17 protein-coding genes are annotated in these 18,927 nt (G+C 42.8%); 9 read left to right on the top strand and 8 right to left on the bottom strand.

The genetic code is table 11. The features are described from left to right. Nucleotides 1–101 precede the first annotated feature (101 nt). Nucleotides 102–2,582: a heavy metal translocating P-type ATPase gene (locus B9N78_RS05105; protein WP_085099389.1), complete on the top strand. Its 2,481-nt coding sequence runs from the start codon at nt 102–104 to the stop codon at nt 2,580–2,582. Between the two features lie 61 nt (nt 2,583–2,643). Here B9N78_RS05105 and B9N78_RS05100 read toward each other — a convergent pair whose 3' ends face one another. Beyond that, a complete protein-coding gene (locus tag B9N78_RS05100; RefSeq protein ID WP_085099386.1) occupies nt 2,644–3,198 on the bottom strand; it encodes a TetR/AcrR family transcriptional regulator in 555 nt (184 codons plus the stop codon). Nucleotides 3,199–3,390: 192 nt separating this feature from the next. Here B9N78_RS05100 and B9N78_RS18310 point away from each other — a divergent pair, with 192 nt between their 5' ends. After that, nucleotides 3,391–3,702 carry an IscA/HesB family protein gene (locus B9N78_RS18310; RefSeq protein ID WP_245805472.1) on the top strand — a complete coding sequence of 104 codons (312 nt, stop codon included), beginning with the start codon at nt 3,391–3,393 and terminating at the stop codon, nt 3,700–3,702. Between the two features lie 107 nt (nt 3,703–3,809). Here B9N78_RS18310 and B9N78_RS05090 read toward each other — a convergent pair whose 3' ends face one another. After that, entirely contained in the window at nt 3,810–4,466 is a 657-nt protein-coding gene (locus B9N78_RS05090) for a CBS domain-containing protein (protein ID WP_085099381.1), read from the bottom strand. Between the two features lie 315 nt (nt 4,467–4,781). Here B9N78_RS05090 and B9N78_RS05085 point away from each other — a divergent pair, with 315 nt between their 5' ends. The 6 genes from B9N78_RS05085 (at nt 4,782) to B9N78_RS05060 (ending at nt 9,610) form a co-directional block, all read left to right on the top strand. Next, the gene (locus B9N78_RS05085) at nt 4,782–5,129 is read left to right on the top strand and encodes a hydrogenase maturation nickel metallochaperone HypA/HybF (RefSeq protein WP_085099378.1); all 348 of its coding nucleotides are present in this window, start codon (nt 4,782–4,784) and stop codon (nt 5,127–5,129) included. Nucleotides 5,130–5,149: 20 nt separating this feature from the next. Then, complete coding sequence (hypB, locus tag B9N78_RS05080) at nt 5,150–5,806, top strand: hydrogenase nickel incorporation protein HypB (RefSeq protein ID WP_085099375.1); 657 nt, start codon at nt 5,150–5,152, stop codon at nt 5,804–5,806. 113 nt (nt 5,807–5,919) lie between these two features. Further along, nucleotides 5,920–7,254 (top strand): sigma-54 interaction domain-containing protein, encoded by a 1,335-nt coding sequence (locus B9N78_RS05075; protein ID WP_085099372.1) that lies wholly within the window; start codon nt 5,920–5,922, stop codon nt 7,252–7,254. Nucleotides 7,255–7,489: 235 nt separating this feature from the next. Next, nucleotides 7,490–7,828, top strand: coding sequence for a NifB/NifX family molybdenum-iron cluster-binding protein (locus B9N78_RS05070; RefSeq protein WP_245805471.1), 339 nt, complete (start codon nt 7,490–7,492; stop codon nt 7,826–7,828). 1 nt (nt 7,829) lies between these two features. Beyond that, nucleotides 7,830–8,189, top strand: a complete 360-nt coding sequence (locus B9N78_RS05065; RefSeq protein WP_085099366.1) for a NifB/NifX family molybdenum-iron cluster-binding protein — start codon at nt 7,830–7,832, stop codon at nt 8,187–8,189. A gap of 167 nt (nt 8,190–8,356) precedes the next feature. Then, entirely contained in the window at nt 8,357–9,610 is a 1,254-nt protein-coding gene (locus B9N78_RS05060) for an iron-sulfur cluster carrier protein MrpORP (protein ID WP_085099363.1), read from the top strand. A 106-nt stretch (nt 9,611–9,716) separates the two neighbouring features. Here the strand turns inward: B9N78_RS05060 and B9N78_RS05055 are convergent, their stop codons facing one another. From B9N78_RS05055 to rfaD, 6 genes are all read right to left on the bottom strand, one after another. Beyond that, nucleotides 9,717–10,901, bottom strand: coding sequence for an ABC transporter substrate-binding protein (locus B9N78_RS05055; protein ID WP_245805470.1), 1,185 nt, complete (start codon nt 10,899–10,901; stop codon nt 9,717–9,719). Between the two features lie 85 nt (nt 10,902–10,986). Next, nucleotides 10,987–11,175, bottom strand: a complete 189-nt coding sequence (locus B9N78_RS05050; RefSeq protein ID WP_085099360.1) for a hypothetical protein — start codon at nt 11,173–11,175, stop codon at nt 10,987–10,989. A gap of 57 nt (nt 11,176–11,232) precedes the next feature. Then, nucleotides 11,233–12,357, bottom strand: a complete 1,125-nt coding sequence (gene alr, locus B9N78_RS05045; protein WP_085099357.1) for an alanine racemase — start codon at nt 12,355–12,357, stop codon at nt 11,233–11,235. A gap of 32 nt (nt 12,358–12,389) precedes the next feature. Further along, nucleotides 12,390–14,327 carry a DNA mismatch repair endonuclease MutL gene (gene mutL, locus B9N78_RS05040; RefSeq protein WP_085099354.1) on the bottom strand — a complete coding sequence of 646 codons (1,938 nt, stop codon included), beginning with the start codon at nt 14,325–14,327 and terminating at the stop codon, nt 12,390–12,392. A gap of 146 nt (nt 14,328–14,473) precedes the next feature. Further along, complete coding sequence (locus B9N78_RS05035; RefSeq protein ID WP_245805469.1) at nt 14,474–16,786, bottom strand: LPS-assembly protein LptD; 2,313 nt, start codon at nt 16,784–16,786, stop codon at nt 14,474–14,476. Nucleotides 16,787–16,821: 35 nt separating this feature from the next. Next, a complete protein-coding gene (gene rfaD, locus B9N78_RS05030) occupies nt 16,822–17,799 on the bottom strand; it encodes an ADP-glyceromanno-heptose 6-epimerase (RefSeq protein ID WP_085099350.1) in 978 nt (325 codons plus the stop codon). A gap of 764 nt (nt 17,800–18,563) precedes the next feature. On the opposite strand from rfaD, the gene B9N78_RS17990 reads away from it, so the two are divergent. After that, the gene (locus B9N78_RS17990) at nt 18,564–18,704 is read left to right on the top strand and encodes a hypothetical protein (protein ID WP_170921378.1); all 141 of its coding nucleotides are present in this window, start codon (nt 18,564–18,566) and stop codon (nt 18,702–18,704) included. Nucleotides 18,705–18,927 lie beyond the last annotated feature (223 nt).

The raw sequence follows: 18,927 nt of genomic DNA, 5'->3' as shown, positions 1-18,927 counted from the left end.
ATTATCTTGCGCCGCTTGGTTTCGCAAATAGCTATAAAAAATGTAACAGGGCAATGCAATCCCTGAACAGTACCCAGCCAATATATATTACAGGAAATACTATGAATACACTTTTTGAAATTAAAGGAATGACCTGTTCTGCATGTTCATCAAGGCTCGAAAGGGTCATCAATAACGTGGAAGGAGTTAAGCATGCCAGCGTCAATCTGGCTACTGAATCCTTAGCCGTAGATTTCGATAAAAAGGCTGTTTCGACCGCTGAAATCATTAAAATGGTTGAAAATGCTGGATTTGAAGCTACTGAAAAAATTGCAGGAACAGAAATTCTTCTGCCAATATCCGGCATGACCTGCTCGGCTTGTTCATCGAGGCTTGAACGTGTTTTAAATAATACGGACGGAGTAATCAAAGCCGGAGTCAGTCTTCCCGGTGAAACTGCAACTATAAAATTTAATTCCGCGATTATTTCGCTGAGAGATATAAGACAAACCATAAAGGATATCGGATTCGAAGCCGGAGAAATAGAATCCGCACAGGACGCACATAAAAATTTTGAAGCCAGACGTGAAGATAACGCGGCAAAACTGGCTCTAATGAAAAAAAAGCTGATCTATGCTCTGGCATTCACCATTCCCCTGCTCATCATAACCATGGGCCACATGGTCGGCATGGGGTTGCCATCTGTTATAAATCCGCACGATTCGCCGCTTGGATTTGCCCTCGTCCAACTTTTCTTGACCTTGCCTGTAATCTGGTTCGGTAAAGATTTTTACATCCACGGTATCCCGAATATTCTGCGCGGTGCTCCAAACATGGATTCACTGATTGCAGTTGGAACATCTGCGGCGTTTGTATATTCCTTCTGGAATCTTGTTGAAATCGCAATCGGTGTTGATCCCATGGTAAAGGCCATGGATCTTTATTTTGAATCCGCCGCAACAATTATTACACTTATTTTACTGGGAAAATTTCAAGAAGGGCGCGCCAAATCACGCACTTCAGAAGCTATTGAAAAATTAATGGACCTGACTCCGGCAATGGCCATTTTACTTGAAAACAATAAACAGGTTTCAACTCCGATCGAAGAAATAGGCCCAGGCGATAATATTCTCATCCGCCCCGGTGACAGAGTAGGCGCAGACGGAACTGTGTACGAAGGCCGTTCTGAACTGGATGAGTCCATGCTTACAGGTGAGAGCATGCCTGTATCAAAAACTGTCGGTGACTCCGTTGCAGGCGGCACTGTAAACACCGGCGGCGGAGCACTGAAAGTACGGGTCAAGAATGTCGGTGAAAACACTGTTCTTTCACGCATCATTAAACTCGTGCAGGAGGCTCAAGGGTCAAAAGCTCCGATCTCCAGCCTTGCGGATACCGTAAGTTTTTATTTTGTGCCTTCGGTAATGGCTATTGCCGTTCTTTCCGGTCTCAGCTGGTACGTTTTCAGCGACGAACCTTTTTCGTTTGCCTTGCGTATTTTTATCAGCGTGATGGTTATTGCCTGCCCGTGCGCCATGGGACTTGCAACGCCTACTGCAATTATGGTCGGAACAGGACGCGGCGCACAGCTCGGCGTACTTGTAAAATCGGGTGAAGCTCTTGAAACAGCCGGAAAAATAAACACCATGATCTTCGATAAAACAGGCACTCTGACCTACGGACAGCCTGAGTTAGTTGATACATTTCTAGCGGATGGACAAAATGGAGAAGAACTGCTGTCCCTCGCGGCATCTGCAGAACAGCAATCTGAACACCCCCTTGCAAAAGCAGTCCTGCGCGCGGCGGAAAAGCAAGAAGTATCTCTGCCTGAAACAACATCATTTACTGGAGTTGCAGGGCTCGGTATTGCCACAGAGACAGGCGGACACTCAATGCTGCTCGGCAATAAAGAATACCTGAGCCGTAATTTTGTAACAGGACTTGACGCTAAAAATGCTACAGAGGCAGCTTCTCGCTTCGAATCTGCCGGGCAAAGTCCGCTTTACATCGCCATAGACGGAAAACTTGCCGCAATTATGGCAATTGCTGACAAAATTAAAAAAGAAGCTCCTGCAACAATAAAAAAACTTCACGACTTAGGCGTAAAAACAGTTATGCTTACCGGAGATAACGAGAAAGTTGCCAGAACAATAGCAAAAAGCGCAGGTATAGATGAAGTGGTCGCGCAGGTAATGCCGGACCGCAAAGCTGAAGTTGTTAACAGAGAAAAAGCTCAAGGAAGAAAAGTCGCAATGGTTGGTGACGGCATCAACGATGCGCCCGCGCTGGCCTCAGCGGACCTTGGAATTGCCATGGGAACAGGAATTGATGTTGCCATTGAATCAGGCGACATTGTGCTGATGAAGGGAGACCTCACAGGGGTTCTGACAGCTTTAGCTCTCAGCCGTGCTACAGTCAAAAATATCAAGCAGAACCTTTTCTGGGCCTTTGCTTTCAACGTACTCGGAATTCCTGTTGCAGCAGGATTGCTCTACATTTTCGGTGGACCGACTCTTTCACCCATGTTCGCCGCCGCGGCAATGTCGCTAAGTTCAGTAACAGTAGTGACCAATGCATTGCGACTGAAGTTTTTTACGGTCTAATCAGATCAAAAAAAAGGGCCGTTCATTACTGAACGACCCTGCAAAAAACTTTTTATAAAATCTATTTAAGCAGACTGCGACGGCAGAAAGCAATAGCTTCTGTACGTACATCGCCTTGATCAGGCCAGTACAAATGAAGTCTGGTCAAACCGAAAATAATTGTCATGACGACTGTGGCATTTTCTTCCACAGGAACATCTTTGACAATACCTTTTTTGATTCCGTCCTTGATGCATTCACCAAGAATAAGCTCAAGATTCTTAAGGAAAATAGCCATCAACCTTTTAGAAGAATCCAGCAAACCATATGTGGAAAGCATGATCTTAAGGTCAACTTCATTTGCTGTAACAAAATTAAAGTACTCTGACATTATCAAATCAAATGTGCACTCGCCTTTATCAATTCTCTGATGAATGCTTTCAACATAGTATGAAAATTCATTTTCAAGCCCTGTTAGAATGTGAAGAAGAATATCTTCTTTACTTTCAAAGTGCCTGTATATGGTTCCTTCTGAAATATTAGCTGTTTTAGCTAAATTAGAAGTAGTTGCTCTATGAAAACCCACCTGAGAAATCATTTCTTTGGCTGTTTCCAAGATGAGATCTTTAGTCTTCATTATAATGACTCCCTATAAACGATGGAGCGTTTAGTTTGTCTTGTTGGAATATCTAAAACAAATAATTTTGTTGATAAAACTGAACTGAATTTATTTCCTACCTTAAGAGACTTTCAAGGTCAACATTGTACATTTGACAAAACCTAATAGAAAACTTACTTTTGCATAGACAAGCCCTATAAGGAGGAAACAATGGTTGAAATCACAGAAGCTGCCACCAAGCAGCTGGAAAGCTATTTTGCTGATAAAGAAAAAACCCCTATTCGCATCTACCTCGCCACAGGTGGTTGATCAGGTCCAAGATTGGCATTGGCTCTGGATGAGCCAAAAGACACTGACGAAAACCTTGATGCAGCGGGATTCAACTTTGTAATAGACAAAGAACTTAACGGACAGGGAAGCCCCTTCAAAGTAGACCTGAGCTATAGCGGATTTGTTATTACTTCTGCTATGGAAATGGGCGGCGCAGGCTCTTGCGGCTCGTGCTCAGGAAGCTGCGGTTAATCAGTAAATAATTATACCGTCAAATTCCAGGGTCATAGACCCAATAGAAAAGGGCCGCATCTTTAAGATACGGCCCTTTTTACTTTTTTAGAAGATGGAATCAGAAACTAAGATTTCCATTCATTTTTAAAGGAATCCGGACCTACAACTTTATGCCCGCGTTCCCTTAACGATTCAATTATAGGAGAAGGATCATCAGTATCTACACGGACAACAACCATTCTGCGGTTTTTATGAAAAAACAGACCTGTGCTGATAATACTGTATTTCATATTTGAAATAATACCTGCAAGCTCATACAGAACTCCGGTTCTTTCTTCCGCTTCAACTACAATACGTGAACCGCCTTGTTTAAGTCCCATTTCTTCAACGAGAACTTCCAGCATTTTATTCCGGTTAATATAACCTATCAGCTTCCCCTCTTTATCTACAACAGCCAGACCTGAGAGATTCATCTCATACATAAGATCCGCGGCCGATTCGATGTCTGTTTCAGGAGGGATTGTGGTTATGTTTTTGCGGACGACATCCTTGACAGTGAGCTTACTCAGCAAATAGCCGAGCTCATGTTTCTCAAGGGAAGTAATGACGGATGGCAGAGCTGCACGGACATCCTCTTTGGTGACATAACCAATCAGCTCTTCACCTTCTTTGACAAGAAGCATCCACAACTGATTATCTTCGAGAAGTTTGTTCGCATCCTTCACTAAAGTTTCAGGAGTTACTGTAACAAAATCCTTGAGCATTTTCAGTCCTACATACATCTATTAGTCCTCCAGAATCCGGTAACACCGGACTCGTAATAAAGTTATGCTTTAAGCATTAACATTGAAATATGAATACACTTTTTTAAAAGCGTCATCCAAACGTCTGCAACGTATTACAGGTCGATAAAACACTCCCACCACTTACGCAAGGTTTATGAGTGGTACAGCAAACGGCGACTTACCTTATATCAATCCTTTTAAACTGTTATATACTCAAAAAAAATGTTTATTTTAAATGCAAATAACTAAACCCATTCAATTTCTACTTTGAAGTATCTTGCCCCTGACTCCTTTTTGAGGTAGTCCAAATTCATGCATGAAATGTCAATAGCTCAAAGTATACTTGCAATAGTCCAAGAGGAAATGGAGAAGCACCCTGACGCCACGCTCAAAAAAGTAATTGTGGCTAACGGAGCTCTTGCGGGAATCGTCTCAGATGCTTTGATATTCGGATGGGAAGCCATTACCATGGAAACCCCTCTTCAAGGCTCGGTTCTCGTTGTGAATGAAATACCTATAAAAGTCAGTTGCGGCGGTTGTCAGAAAGAATTCACCCCTGAGGATAAGCTTTACATGCCCTGCCCGGACTGCGGCCTTGAAATTGGACATAAGGTTCTTCAAGGTAAAGAATTACAGATCGAAGGGTTAGAGATTGATTAAGATTAATTAAGGAGACGAATATGGGTGAAGTACCTGTTATAAGGAATATTTTAGAAGCCAATGATCGAATTGCAGAAGAACTGAATAAATTTTTTACTAAAAATAAGATCCTGTGTCTTAATCTCATGAGTTCTCCTGGATCCGGTAAAACCAGCCTTCTTGAAAAAACACTCGCTGACCTTAAAGGCGAATTCAAAATGGCGGTTATTGAGGGCGATTTGCAGACAGATAACGATGCACGCCGCGTAGCGGCAACAGGCGCACAGGCTGTGCAGATTAATACTGAAGGCGGCTGTCACCTCAATTCAAGTCAGGTTAAAGAGGCTTTATCTCTTATTGATACGAAAGGACTTGATATACTTTTTGTTGAAAATGTGGGAAACCTTGTATGCCCTGCGGAATTCAATGTCGGTGAAGACCATAAAATAACCTTGCTGACGGTGACTGAGGGCGATGATAAACCTGAAAAATACCCCCTCATGTTCCATATTTCTTCCGTTATGATCCTTAATAAAATAGATCTTCTTCCTTATGTTGACTTTGACCTTGAAAACGCCAAAAGACATGCCCGCAAACTAAATGCTGACATCTCTATCTTCCCGCTTTCATGTCGCTCACGCGAAGGTCTTGAAGACTGGTATCAATGGCTCAGAGAAGCCAGAGCAGAAAAAGCTTAAAACTGTAACAAGTTTTATAAGCTGAAAAAGAGCAAAACGCGCCCCTTGAAGATGACAAATCGATAGGGGCGCATTATTTATATAAGAACAACCGGAATCGTGCGGAGCGGAAAATGAAATTTCCCAGCAATCTTCCTTGTTCTGCCGTGCTTGACTCCCTTGCAGACGGAGTCTTCACTGTAGACAAAGAATGGAACATTACTTTCTTTAATGAAGCAGCCAGCAGAATTACAGGCATTCCCTGTGAAGAAGCTGTCGGTTCAAAGTGTTGGGAAGTATTCCATTCCAGTCTATGCGACGGAGACTGCGCCCTGCGCTCCTGCATGAAACACAACGGAAGGCTCAGCAATAAATCCATCTTCTTCATTCACGCTGACGGGAAAAAAGTCCCCGTATCCATCAGTGCAGCCCCTCTTGTTGATTCGGACGGCAAGATCATCGGCGGAGTTGAAAGCTTTCGCGATCTTTCTGACATTCAAATCATGCGCCGCAAGGTTCACGATTCCTGGCGTTTTGAAGATATTATAGGAAAAAGTAAGCCGCTTACCAAAGTTTTTGCGATTATGCCGCAGGTGAGTAAAAGTGAAGCTACGGTCCTGCTTCTTGGAGAATCCGGTACAGGAAAAGAACTCTTTGCCAGAGCTATACACAACTTAAGCGACCGCAAACACGGACCTTTTGTTGCTGTAAACTGCGGAGCACTGCCTGACAACCTGCTTGAATCAGAACTTTTCGGATATAAGGCCGGAGCCTTTACTGATGCCCGCAAAGACAAACCCGGACGTTTTGAACTTGCCGCAGGCGGAACTATTTTTCTTGACGAAATAGGCGACATGCCGCCTAAACTTCAAGTAAAACTACTCAGAGTCCTTCAGGAAAAAACCTTCGAACCGCTTGGGGCTGTCTCCAGCGTTAATGCTAACGTTAGAATTGTGGCTGCCACCAACCGTAATTTAGCAGAACTTGTTGAGAATGGAACATTCCGTCAGGACCTGTTTTACCGACTGAACGTTGTAACCTTAAATCTTCCATCTCTTAAGCAGCGTCCTGAAGATATCCCTCTTTTAATCAACCACTTCATAAACAGACTGAATGCACTGCAAGGCAAAACTATTGACGGAATTTCCGAAGACGCCTTGCAAATATTCATGCGCCACCCCTACCCCGGCAATGTTCGTGAACTTGAAAATATTCTCGAATTCGCCTTTATCCTCTGCCCTTCAGGATTCATTCAAATTGAGCACCTGCCGGAATATCTACAGCCGCAGATAAAAAACAATCTTTCGCACGAAAATAAAGCGATGACGCTTGAAGAAATTAAATGTCTCGCAATCAGCCGTGCTCTTGAAAGAAATAACGGCAAAAAGATGGCTACTTGCAGAGAACTCGGTATTTCCAAAGATACTCTGCGCAGATCTATTGCCCGCTGCGAAGAAACAGGCGCATAACTAGCCCTATTTTTTATTTTCAGACGCATAAAAAGCCTTTTGTTCTAAAGTCCTACCCACTTTATTCTCATCAACATACTATAATAGCAAGACTATTTCAAACAGGCACGTCCAATGCTTTGTAGCGGGTATGAGAGGAAACAGAGAACGCAATATAAATCCCGCAAAAACGCTTTGCCTGGCTTGTTTTGAAAACAGGTTAGCCTCTGTTTTTGACAACGCAACGGAACTTAAAATGTTCCAGTTAATCGACAATAAAATTTGTCCCGCAGGTCTCCTGCCCCTTCCCTCAAAAGACCCAAAGGACAGGACATCCGCCACTTTGACCTGCGGGGCAACATATCTCATATGCGGTGCTATTTGCGGCTGCACACGGAACGCTCTGGAAAATGCCGGAATTAAAGTAGTTCCATGGGTAAGAGGTACAATTGATGAAATCCTCGAAGCATGCCGACTGAATATGCTGGAAAATTTCATCATGCCCGGTTGTGCCGGAAGAACCGGACAACACGGCAGATGCCACCAAAGAAAATTTAAAGAACTTAATTCCAACCACCGGCTCAAGGAGAAATAAAATGAAAATTGCAATCAGCTGCCAAGGCCCGAATCTTAGTGACTCAGTAGATCCACGTTTCGGACGCGCCAAAGGCTTTTGTGTTTTAGACACAGATACAAACTCACATGAATATGTAGATAACACTCAGAATCTGGAAGCTCCGCAGGGAGCAGGAATTCAGGCAGCGCAAAATGTTGCTGCAACAGGCGCAAAATCCATCATTACCGGACATGTCGGCCCTAAGGCTTTCACTGCTCTGGATAAAGGCAAAATCAAAGTGTACCTTATTGAAGGAGGTACGGTTGAAGAGGCTTTTGCAGCCTACAAAGGCGGTAAACTGGAAGAAGCTTCCGGCGCTGACAAACCGGGCCATTGGTAGAAAGACGAAACAAGTACAACCAGACTCGTTCCGCCGGATGTTGACATCCTCGGGACGAGTCTTACTTTGAACTTAATATTTATTACATTTTAGACTTAAGCCGTCAGTTTATTTACGCGTCTTAAGATAAAGCATAACCCCCGTTTCCAAGGGGCAGGAGACTATATATGAGCGATCACGCTTGCGGAAGTTGTTCTTCCTCCGGTTCAGGATGTTCATCTCAGGGTTGCAGCCCTGAAGATGCGAAACTCAAAAAAACGCTTTCCAGAATTAAGCATAAAATTGTTGTTATCTCAGGTAAAGGCGGAGTCGGTAAAAGCACTGTTGCAACAAACATTGCTGTGGCTCTCTCTCTTGCCGGTAAACAAGTAGGCTTGCTTGATGTTGACGTTCATGGTCCAAGTATCCCGAGATTACTTTGTCTTGAAGATCAGAAACCGCATATCGGTCACGAAATCATTGAACCGATTTCGTACAGCAAAAATCTCTGGGTAATGTCTCTCGGATTTATGCTCCCGAGCAAAAACGATCCAGTTATCTGGCGTGGACCTGTAAAAATCGGTTTAATTAAGCAATTTGTGCAGGACGTAGCATGGGGAGATCTTGATTTCCTCGTTGTAGACTGCCCTCCCGGAACAGGTGACGAACCTCTTTCCGCTCTTCAGACCCTCGGACCTGACGCTCAGGCTGTAATCGTTACAACTCCGCAAGGTGTTGCAATTGATGATGTTCGTCGTTCAGTTAACTTTTGCAAACAGGTCGGCAACCCGATTCTTGGAATTGTTGAAAACATGAGTGGTTTTGTCTGCCCGGACTGCGGCAGCATTCATAATATTTTCAACACCGGCGGCGGTGAAGATCTTGCAAAAGAAATGGGCGTAAAATTTCTCGGCAGGATTCCTCTGGATCCAGAAGTCGGACGCTCCGGTGATGAAGGGTACCCGATTGTCAGAGTCGACCATGAAGGTCCGACAGGCAAAGCATTAGGTGTAATCATCAAATCTATGCTGAACCTTTCAGAATCATTGCAGGAAAATTTAAAAATGCCTTCTCTTGATGAACTTAAAGGCAAAAACGGCATGGTAAGAATAGCTGTTCCAGTTGCAGGCGGAAAACTCTGCATGCATTTTGGACATTGCGAACAATTTGCCCTTGTTGACGTTGATACTTTGACCAAGGGTGTAGTTTCCATCAACATGGAAACACCTCCGCCTCATGAACCGGGTGTTATTCCCCAGTGGATTGCCGATCAAAATGTTCAGCTCGTACTTGCCGGCGGAATGGGTGCAAAAGCGCAGACCATGTTCACTGATGCAGGCGTCAGAGTAATTGTCGGTTCTCCGGCAGAAGCTCCTGAAAATGTTGTTGCCAATTATCTCGCAGGTACCCTTGTTACCGGACAAAACACCTGCGATCACTAAGATACTTTAGTTAGTACAAAGTATATCGCCTTCCTACTCCTTAAGTATTGATGGCCCGTAGAACTCATCTTATACGGGCCATCAACTTTTTTTTTCAAAAAACTAATTACTTCGTAAAAATAGTATCGCTCAGAACGACCTTCCCGTTCTTAATATTTGAAATAAAAACGTCTTTGTCAGGATCGCCGTTGTTGTTATAATTAAATTTACCAGTTACCCCGGCGTATGGAGGCATATCTATCAACCCTCTCCGTATTGCAACAGGATCTGTTGAATTAGCGTACCTTACGGCGGCAAAAAGGCTCATTATGGCATCATAAGATAAGGCTTCAACTTCTGTCGCATCCACTCCGTTTTTTTTCTTATAGCCTGCTTCAAAATCAGCCGCCCCCGGTATGGAAAGTCCAGGAAACCAGTGGTCTGCAAAATAACATCCATTAAAAACAGCATTTCTAAGCAGATCCACGGGATCCCATGAATCTCCTCCCAATAACAGACCTTTGAAACCGAGCTGCCGAGCATTAATAGCCTGTATCTGTATTTTTTTGGTATTGTTAGGCAGGAATAAAATTTCAGGATGAGCTTTGATAATTCTTTTTAACTGTTTGCCATACTCACGTGCGCCTTCAGGATAATTTTCAAAGGCAACAACAGTTCCACCGTCATTTTCATAATTCTTTTTAAATAAGGTCGCCAGTTCTACACTGTAAGGATTATCAGCTCCATATAGAACTGCAACCGACTCTCGATTCAAATCTTTGCTCACAAAGGATGCAATGGCAGCAGCTTGCACATAATTCGTATATGAAACTCTGAATGAATACTTAAATTTTGTGAGTTCGGTTGAACTTGCGACAGGGGTGATAAAGGGAACTTTCTTTTCTTCACAGACGGCAGCAATAGCCAGCGCAACAGAACTGCTCACTCCGCCCACAATAACGGAGACTTTCTCCTTATCAATTAAACGCAGTGCCAGTTGAGTCGCTACTTCTGCAGCCCCTTTGCTGTCAGCCGGATACAACTCTACCAGATGGTTGACACCTGAAATGTCGATTCCGCCCTCTGCATTGACTTTATCAGCTGCGTAGCGGGTGGCTGCTACTACATAAGAACCTTTTCTGAACAACTCTCCGCTGGTAACCGCAATGATTCCGACTTTGAGTTTAGGACTTTCTTTTCCTTTGTCACCGGAGCAGCCCCATAAGAAAAACATCATCAAGACCGCCAGCCATAAGAATGGCAGACATCTAATATTGGGACGCGAAATCATCAATCCATTTTCTAAAATCATGGGCAGAATGACCTCCGGTGAATATTTTACAGATCAAATCAGTCTTAACATTTAGGGGTGATTTTAAAAAACCACCCCTAAACAACTAAATTCCAGCCATACAATCCCATAATTCTTCGCTGACTTCGATGCGGACAATACCGTCTTCGATGTACACCCGGACATTGTTTTCAGGGATTAAAGCCATATCAATTGCAATTTCTTCCCATTTGTATCTAAGTTCGGCAGGTTCTACATCCTTAAGGGGATGACTTTCAGCAACTTTCCAACTCATATCAACTTCCTCCTAAAACAATTTTTACTTCGGCTTGAAGCATATTTAATGCACGCTTTATTCAATGTAACTCTTCGGGCTGAGCCCCAGAAGACAGAAAATTTCATAAGTAATTGTGCCCCACCAAGATGCTAGGTCTTCGGCAGTAATGAACCCTGCGCCTTCACCGCCGAGCAGATAAGCCGTGTCCCCGAATTTTACGTCCGGAATAGAACTAATATCCACAGCGGTAAGCTGCATGCACACACGCCCTATAATAGGAGCGCGGTGACCGTTTATGCACATAAAACCTTTACTGGAAAGCCCTCTGCTGTACCCGTCAGCATATCCGGCGCAGACTATGGCAACTTTCATATCTTTTGGAGCTGTATAAGTGCATCCGTAACTTATCGATTGCCCTTTCTTCAGTTCGCGTACGGCGGCTATCTTAGTGCTAACCTGCATTGCCGGTTTGAGATTCGCGCCAAAATCTTCCCATTTAGTACCTATTAGCGGATTAGATCCATACAGGGCCACGCCCCCTCGCTGAGCAGAGAAGTGGAGCTTATTATGCTTTAAAATTCCGGCGGAGTTAGCAAGACTGGCTTCAACTTTGATTCCGGCAGATTCGAGAGTCTTCAAAATATACTTGAACTTAGCAGCCTGAGATTCAACATAACCTTCGTAAGCCGGATCATCTGATGTTGCAAGGTGCGAACTGGCCATTACAGGGTGGATCTGCGGTATAGTTTTAAGAACTTCAATCAACGCCGGAAGTTCATCGGTATTAAATCCGAGACGGGACATTCCTGTTTCAAATTTAAGGCTTATTTCAACATCAAGATTCTTCTTTTTTACTACTGACGTAAGCAGATCAAGTTGATCGAATGAACCTATAAACGGGATGATTTTATTTTCAGCAAGATCAAGACAGTCCGCTTCGTTCAAAGGACCGACCAGCGAAATGATTCTCTTTTCACATCCATTATTTCGTAACTGTACAGCCTCGCCGATAGTTCCAACCGCAAAAGTATTCGCACCTTCGTTTTCAAGAGCTTTGGCTACGCGTTCCATGCCATGTCCGTACGCATCAGCTTTGATTACACCGTAAACATTAGAACCTTTTTCGCAAAGGACTCTGTAATTGTGACGTATGGCACTTAAATCAATGCGCACCTCAAAAGTATTATAACCTATTGTCATCTTCTATACCGTATACCTTGCTTAAATTTAATCTATTTACGTTTAAAAAGTTTTTCCATTTCGGAAAAGGACCAACTGATCATTGCCGGCCTGCCGTGAGGACAATATTCCCGTTGCGGACATTTTACCCATGCCTCAAGCAAAGCTAAGGCTTCGTCCAAAGCAAGTGGTTGATTTGCCTTAATGGCAGATTTGCAGGAAAGCATGATCCAGAGGTCATCAAGATTTTTTGCCTGTCCGTCTACCGCTGCTCTCAAATACTCCTTTGCCTCTCCGGTTTCAAGGCTTGGAGGTATACCGCGCATAGAAAGGTTTGAACCGTTTTCAAGTTCAAGAATAAAACCGGCATTACGAAGCTCTTCCCACATTTCCTGAACCCGTGAAACTTCACTTGGATGAAGAGCAAGTTCTACAGGAATAGCTAGTGGACGATACTCGCCTTTAGTCCGCTCAGCACGCATATGGTAGTATATCACCCGTTCATGTGCAGCATGCTGATCAAGCAGTCCCAGCGACCCGTTAACGAGCTTAAGGACCAGATAAGTATCCGCGACCTGTCCAAGATATTCTATTGATGTCCCGGGTACAAAGTTACTGCGCGGAGCAGAAAAGAGTTGTTCAGTCTGAACGGAATGTTTAACTGGAACATTCTCAGAATTTTCAAAGTTTTCGTTTCTTGAACTTTCATTATCCCGCGCTTCATACTCTAAAGGCTGTTCGTTAACGTAGTCCGGACTTCTTCTTGCCTCTACCGAATGAGTAGGCGTGCTCGTAAAATCGACGTGTTCATCCCGATCATTGGAATAATCAGTATTCTTGAATTCATTCCAGCTGGAAAATTTAGGCCGAGGATCAATCGGCAAACTCACATGGGAGGCTGTCGGTATATTTTTAGGCGAAGCTGTCAGCGGGCTTTTAGCTGATGAGTGCTCAGCTCGTGTCTGTGAAACATCTTCGCCTTCAATAACTCCAAGCTCATAGCGGGATAAAGCCTGCGAAATTCCATTATGAATAATGCTGTAAATTGAGCGTTCATCCTGAAAACGAACTTCCATTTTAGCAGGATGAACATTTACATCAACGAGTTCCGGCGGCAGCTCCAAAAAAATTACAGCTTGAGGATATTCTCTGGAAATGAGTCTTCCTTTATACGCTCCCCTGATCGCGCTCAGCAGGAGCTTATCCTGAACTGGACGGCCGTTAACAAACATGAGAATCCTGTCTCCGCGCCCCTGAGCCAGTGAAGGAACTCCTGCGCATCCTGACACTTTCATCTCTCCTACCGCGTAGGAAAAAGTCAGCAGAGACTCACAAATGTTGCGCGGCCAGAAAACTGCAAGTCTGTCTGGGAGAGTTTGATTAGGCGGAAGTCTGAATTGCTCCTTTCCGTTTGAAGTAAACGAAAATCCTGTTTCAAGATTCGCAAGGCTGACTTTAAACAGGACCTGATTGCACCGGCGTGCTTCAGTTGATTCATTTTTCAAAAATTTGAGGCGGGCCGGAATATTATAAAAAAGATCTTTAACTTCAACCCACGTACCACCTGGCATGACTGTCGGGCCTTCATCAACAACATCTCCGCCCTCAACATTTATGAACCAACCTTCCTGAGACTCGGCCGTGCAGGAGGACATTTTAAATCTTGAAACAGATGCAATACTTGGCAGAGCTTCACCTCTGAAACCGAAACTTGTAATGGCGGAAAGATCATCGACAGCCGATATTTTACTTGTGGCATGCCTTGTAACCGCCAGATTAAGTTCATCTGAAGGTATTCCGGAACCATTGTCACGCACGGCTAGAATCCCCTGTCCGCCGCGCTCAACAATTACGTCAACCTGAGAACTTCCGGCATCAATGGAATTTTCAACAAGTTCTTTAACAACGCTGGACGGACGCTCGACAACCTCACCGGCAGCAATCTGATTTCTCAGTGCGGCAGGAAGAACGTGAATTTTACTTCTACTCATATCCAGATACTTAAATCCTTAATGTTGGCATATTTTAATTAAAACTTAGTTTGATTATTGCGACTGGAAACAGCCTACAAGAAGGAAGGCCCCCCGTCCATCATGTGAACAGGGGGCCTTAAAATTTTAATCATTTTTTAAAAAAACTAGAATGAACTGAAGTCAATAAGATTAAAGTTTACGCTGTAACGTTCATCAATTGTTGTCGTTGAAGCAAGGACTTCAACAGAGAAACATTGATGATTCCAGCCAAGCGCAACCGTTTTTTCAAGGTCTCTGTTATTATCGACATCGACACGGTATTGACCTGTAACAACAAGTCCCCACGGCAGATACGCTTTAGCAGCATATCTCATAATCTGCATATCGGTATCCTGCTGACGTTTATATTCATCTATCTTACGCAGGTAGTCGTAACCGAACAGGATTTCACCATATGTATCATTGAAAAATTTCAAAATATTTTCGTGTTCAGTGATATCACCAAGATACGGCGATAAGTATGTTTTAGAAGTCAGGCTCACGAAATTATAAGGAGTAAGAATAATTTCACCCATTAAATCAGAGAACGGGCGGCGTTCATACTGACTTAAGTCTGCTGAACGGTCAGCCTCATCAATGTCGTACCCTTCTTCAACACGAAATCTGAAAAATTCGAGATATTCATCTTCCAGAACAGCCTCGCCGTCTTTACCGGCTGTGACCATCGACCTGCTGCGGTCAAGTACGTTTGTCAGCGAGAAAGTAATATCATTTGCTTTCGTAATACGGTCTCTTGAATCAAAGTACGGAAGTTTTTCCTGATCAGGATCATCCTGCACCCAGTTGTAATCAAGACGTGGTACAAAATTATGTTTTATCTTTGTCCAGCTGCTTTTACCGATATTTTCTTTAGAAACAACCGGAGCTGAACCTAAATCAAAAACTCTGAAAAAATCTGAAAATGCGCTGACGCCGGCATCAGCAAGAATGTGCCCCTGAGTTGAATCTCTGCTGATCTTAGAGCTTGCATTCTGGAAAGAATCCATAGCATAAGCCGTTGCCCTTACCCCTGCGCTCGGAATAAAAGTTACCCCTCCGACTGAGAGCGGCATGCTTACTTCAGGATGCATATCAAACCTTCCGCCGGACATACCGTATTCACGCCAGAAATAGTTGGCACTTGCTTCGCCTTCCCACTCAAGAGGCGTTCCGAACAAATTACCTTTAAAGGCATATGCATTTAACTGAGGCAATTTTTGCAAGGTAGGATTTTTATCGCCTGGATTATTACCATTACGATAATTCAGATTTTCATCATACTGAACAAGGCCCGAAATCGAATAATTATTCCAGCTTTTAGCAATCAACGCAGTACTGATTCTATGATCAGAATCTGCCGCCTCAATGTCACGGCCGAATTCTTCCAGAAAACTATCTCGGGTTGAATCATATCCGTTTGCCCCGGAACTGAATTCACGCAGGTAATCCTGATCAGAAACAGCATCAAGGTCAACAATAGTCTGCCAGTCTGGAGAACCTACATAACCGTTATATTTTGACCTGACCCACCATCTGTTATGATTAGGTCTGATCATTCCATCGTCTTTAAATACACTGTCGGCATCAGCTGAGTTATTGTATGTTTTACCGTCATACAACCAGTCGGCCCGCCATTCACCCTTTGAGTTTGCATCTTCAGTATGGCGGAATTCAACGCCGGGTCTGAAACCGCGTTTGTCCATATACTCACCGTAAGCGGTAAGATCCATTTCGTCGTTTATGGCCCAGTAGTAGGGGATACTGATTCTTGTACCTTTCTTTTGCGACGAACCTAATTCAGGAGTCAGGATACCGGACTGGCGTTTCTGATCTATCGGGAGGCTCATAAACGGTGTATATGCTACAGGCACACCTTTTATTTTAAATTTGGAATGCCAAAGTCTTGCATACCCGTCCAGAGTGATATCGCCTTCTCCGGCCTCAAAAGACCAAGCGGGATTCTCCCCGTCACAGGCAGTAACTTTTGCATCTTTAAAGCTGTAAGTAGCTCCGTTGTGCTTTTCTATAAATTCGCTTTCAAAATAAACATGAGGTTTTGCAACAAAAACGCGCCCTTTCTTAAGCCATCCGACCATATTATTCAGATCGAATTCAGCTTCAGCAGCATTGTAGAAATCTCCTTTCCACTCAGCTTTAACGTTGCCTTTCAGGTAAATCCATTTGGTGGCCTGATAAAAGCGTGCAAAATCAGCTTTAAGGTAACTTTTCCCGCTTCGGACAGTTACATTACCGTAGGCTTGAACATACTCACTGTCATTCTCGGCAACAACTTTATCTGCGGAGAAGTGCCACTCCTGCTCTGCCTGAGCTGTACCGTTACCGTCCGGCCTGGATACAACCACCAACTCTTGAGCATAGGCATATCCAGAGATGCACAAAAGCAGGCAAACTATGAGTATGATAAACCTTGATTTCAAAACGACATACCTCTGCTATTCAACAATGTTACTTGTTAGCTTTTTAAATAAGGATCTTCTTGCGCAAGATAATTCTGCACATAATCTTTCGCCGCATCTTCAAGTGGAGTGAACGGTTTATCGTATCCTGCGGCAACAAGTTTACTCATATTGGCTTGAGTCAGATATTGATATTTATCTCTAATCGACTCAGGCATTTCTATGTAGCTTATATCAGGCTCAACATCCATAGCGGCAAATACAGAGCGGGCAAGCTCATTCCACTGACGGGCCTGTCCGGTTCCGATGTTGAAAATACCGTTTTTATCTTTGTTCTGAAGGAACCACCACATAACATCCACGCAATCTTTGATATAAACAAAGTCACGCTTCTGTCCGCCGTCGGTATATTCCGGTTTATATGATTTGAAAAGCTTCATTTCACCTGAATCGCTTATCTGGCGGTAAGCCTTGCAGATGACACTTCTCATATCATCTTTATGGTATTCATTAGGTCCGAAAACGTTAAAAAATTTGAGGCTGACCAGCTTATCCAGAATCCCGCCGCGAAGGGCCCATAAATCAAAAAGCTGTTTGGAATAACCATACATATTCATGGGTTTAAGCTGCATGATGCCGTCATGGTTATCATTGAAACCGAAACGCCCGTCGCCGTATGTAGCAGCACTTGAGGCATTTATAAAACGGACATCGTGCTGGAGACAGAAGCGGCAAAGCATCTGCGTATAGCGGTAGTTGTTCTCCATCAGAAAATCTGCGTCCAGTTCTGTAGTGGAGGAACAAGCTCCCATATGAATGATTGCGTCAGTCTGAAAAGGATCTTCACCTTCAAGAATGATTTTATAAAACTGATCTCTATGAACATAATCTTCATAACGAAGATTAACTAAATTTTTCCATTTATCGGTTTTGGCAAGGTTATCAACAATCAAAATATCATCTATACCCATCTGATTGAGCTTCCAAACCATAGCACTGCCGATGAAACCGGCTCCGCCGGTAACTATATACATATTTCAATTCTCCAGCTTTTTTAAGCAGATATGACTGATTTTCTAAGTAATTGCACAGTTCAAGTTGCCGGATGTTACTTATTTTTTTATCTTTTTTCAACTACATTTCTACAGTTAAACAAAGTTTCACTGCTACTACCCCCTCAGGACATGAATATAACAGATAAAAAATAATTTCTTGAAATGACCATTTGCAATTATCTAGCTGTAAAAATTGTGTAAAATCAGGTTATCTCTTTACGGTCAACCCTTCTGGCAAAAGCTATCTAACAGTGTAAAAGAGTATATTTTTGCAAATAATGCATTGAATAATTTCGCAGTAATTATTTTATGCAGTAATTATTAATGTATTACACATTAAATTTAATAATATTTTTCATAATATAAAGACTTTTAAAATAATAAATAATGATTTTGAAGAGAATTAAACTACATACTTTCATAAAATTAATTATTTAAATCTAAGAATTTTAATTTTAACACTTGATTCATTCTAATTTGATGCTATAATGAAATAAAGTTGCATGTATATCATGATTTTTTCTAGACTTTATTAATATTAACTGTATATTTTAATCATATGTTTTTTTTCATAACAATTTCATAGAGGTAACAACAAGCTGGATATGAAATACACTGTAAAAGAAAGACTCGATCTTGATGTCTCCCAGGTCGGGATGCACCTAACCTATAGCAAGAGTTCTAGCCAAGACTTCTGAGGCAGCAGCCAGATTGAACAGAAGAAAACTGCCGGCTATGAATTCATGGAGAGCCTTGCAGGCAGAATCTGCGACGGAGCAAAATCAGGTTGTGCAGTAAAACTGGCAACTGCAGGAGGAACGGCTGTTCAGGCTGAACTCTATGACACACGGAGTAAATGCACACTCAATAGATGTTCCATATAGACACATCCCCGAAAAAACGATGCAGACCATAGATACACGCAGCAAACAATGAATGCTAAAAACTAATAGGGCTATACTCAAAATTATGAGGTAAAATCACTTTATTGCTACAAATGACTAACTTTTAGATAAAAAAATACAAATCTATTGCTTAAAAATAAGTTATACATTAATAATTGTTTCATAAATATAATTTTAAAACCTATTACCCTACTACTTGGAG

Source organism: Desulfovibrio gilichinskyi, assembly GCF_900177375.1.
In the GTDB taxonomy this organism is placed as follows: Bacteria; Desulfobacterota; Desulfovibrionia; order Desulfovibrionales; family Desulfovibrionaceae; genus Maridesulfovibrio; species Maridesulfovibrio gilichinskyi.
This window is presented reverse-complemented; position numbering and strand designations above follow the sequence as displayed.

Coding starts and splice junctions, on each gene's coding strand:
- B9N78_RS05105 (WP_085099389.1), top strand. CDS start 102: ATGAATACACTTTTTGAAATTAAAGGAATGACCTGTTCTGCATGTTCA.
- B9N78_RS05100 (WP_085099386.1), bottom strand. CDS start 3,198: ATGAAGACTAAAGATCTCATCTTGGAAACAGCCAAAGAAATGATTTCT.
- B9N78_RS05090 (WP_085099381.1), bottom strand. CDS start 4,466: ATGTATGTAGGACTGAAAATGCTCAAGGATTTTGTTACAGTAACTCCT.
- B9N78_RS05085 (WP_085099378.1), top strand. CDS start 4,782: ATGCATGAAATGTCAATAGCTCAAAGTATACTTGCAATAGTCCAAGAG.
- hypB (WP_085099375.1), top strand. CDS start 5,150: ATGGGTGAAGTACCTGTTATAAGGAATATTTTAGAAGCCAATGATCGA.
- B9N78_RS05075 (WP_085099372.1), top strand. CDS start 5,920: ATGAAATTTCCCAGCAATCTTCCTTGTTCTGCCGTGCTTGACTCCCTT.
- B9N78_RS05070 (WP_245805471.1), top strand. CDS start 7,490: ATGTTCCAGTTAATCGACAATAAAATTTGTCCCGCAGGTCTCCTGCCC.
- B9N78_RS05065 (WP_085099366.1), top strand. CDS start 7,830: ATGAAAATTGCAATCAGCTGCCAAGGCCCGAATCTTAGTGACTCAGTA.
- B9N78_RS05060 (WP_085099363.1), top strand. CDS start 8,357: ATGAGCGATCACGCTTGCGGAAGTTGTTCTTCCTCCGGTTCAGGATGT.
- B9N78_RS05055 (WP_245805470.1), bottom strand. CDS start 10,901: ATGATTTTAGAAAATGGATTGATGATTTCGCGTCCCAATATTAGATGT.
- B9N78_RS05050 (WP_085099360.1), bottom strand. CDS start 11,175: ATGAGTTGGAAAGTTGCTGAAAGTCATCCCCTTAAGGATGTAGAACCT.
- alr (WP_085099357.1), bottom strand. CDS start 12,357: ATGACAATAGGTTATAATACTTTTGAGGTGCGCATTGATTTAAGTGCC.
- mutL (WP_085099354.1), bottom strand. CDS start 14,327: ATGAGTAGAAGTAAAATTCACGTTCTTCCTGCCGCACTGAGAAATCAG.
- rfaD (WP_085099350.1), bottom strand. CDS start 17,799: ATGTATATAGTTACCGGCGGAGCCGGTTTCATCGGCAGTGCTATGGTT.
- B9N78_RS17990 (WP_170921378.1), top strand. CDS start 18,564: ATGGAGAGCCTTGCAGGCAGAATCTGCGACGGAGCAAAATCAGGTTGT.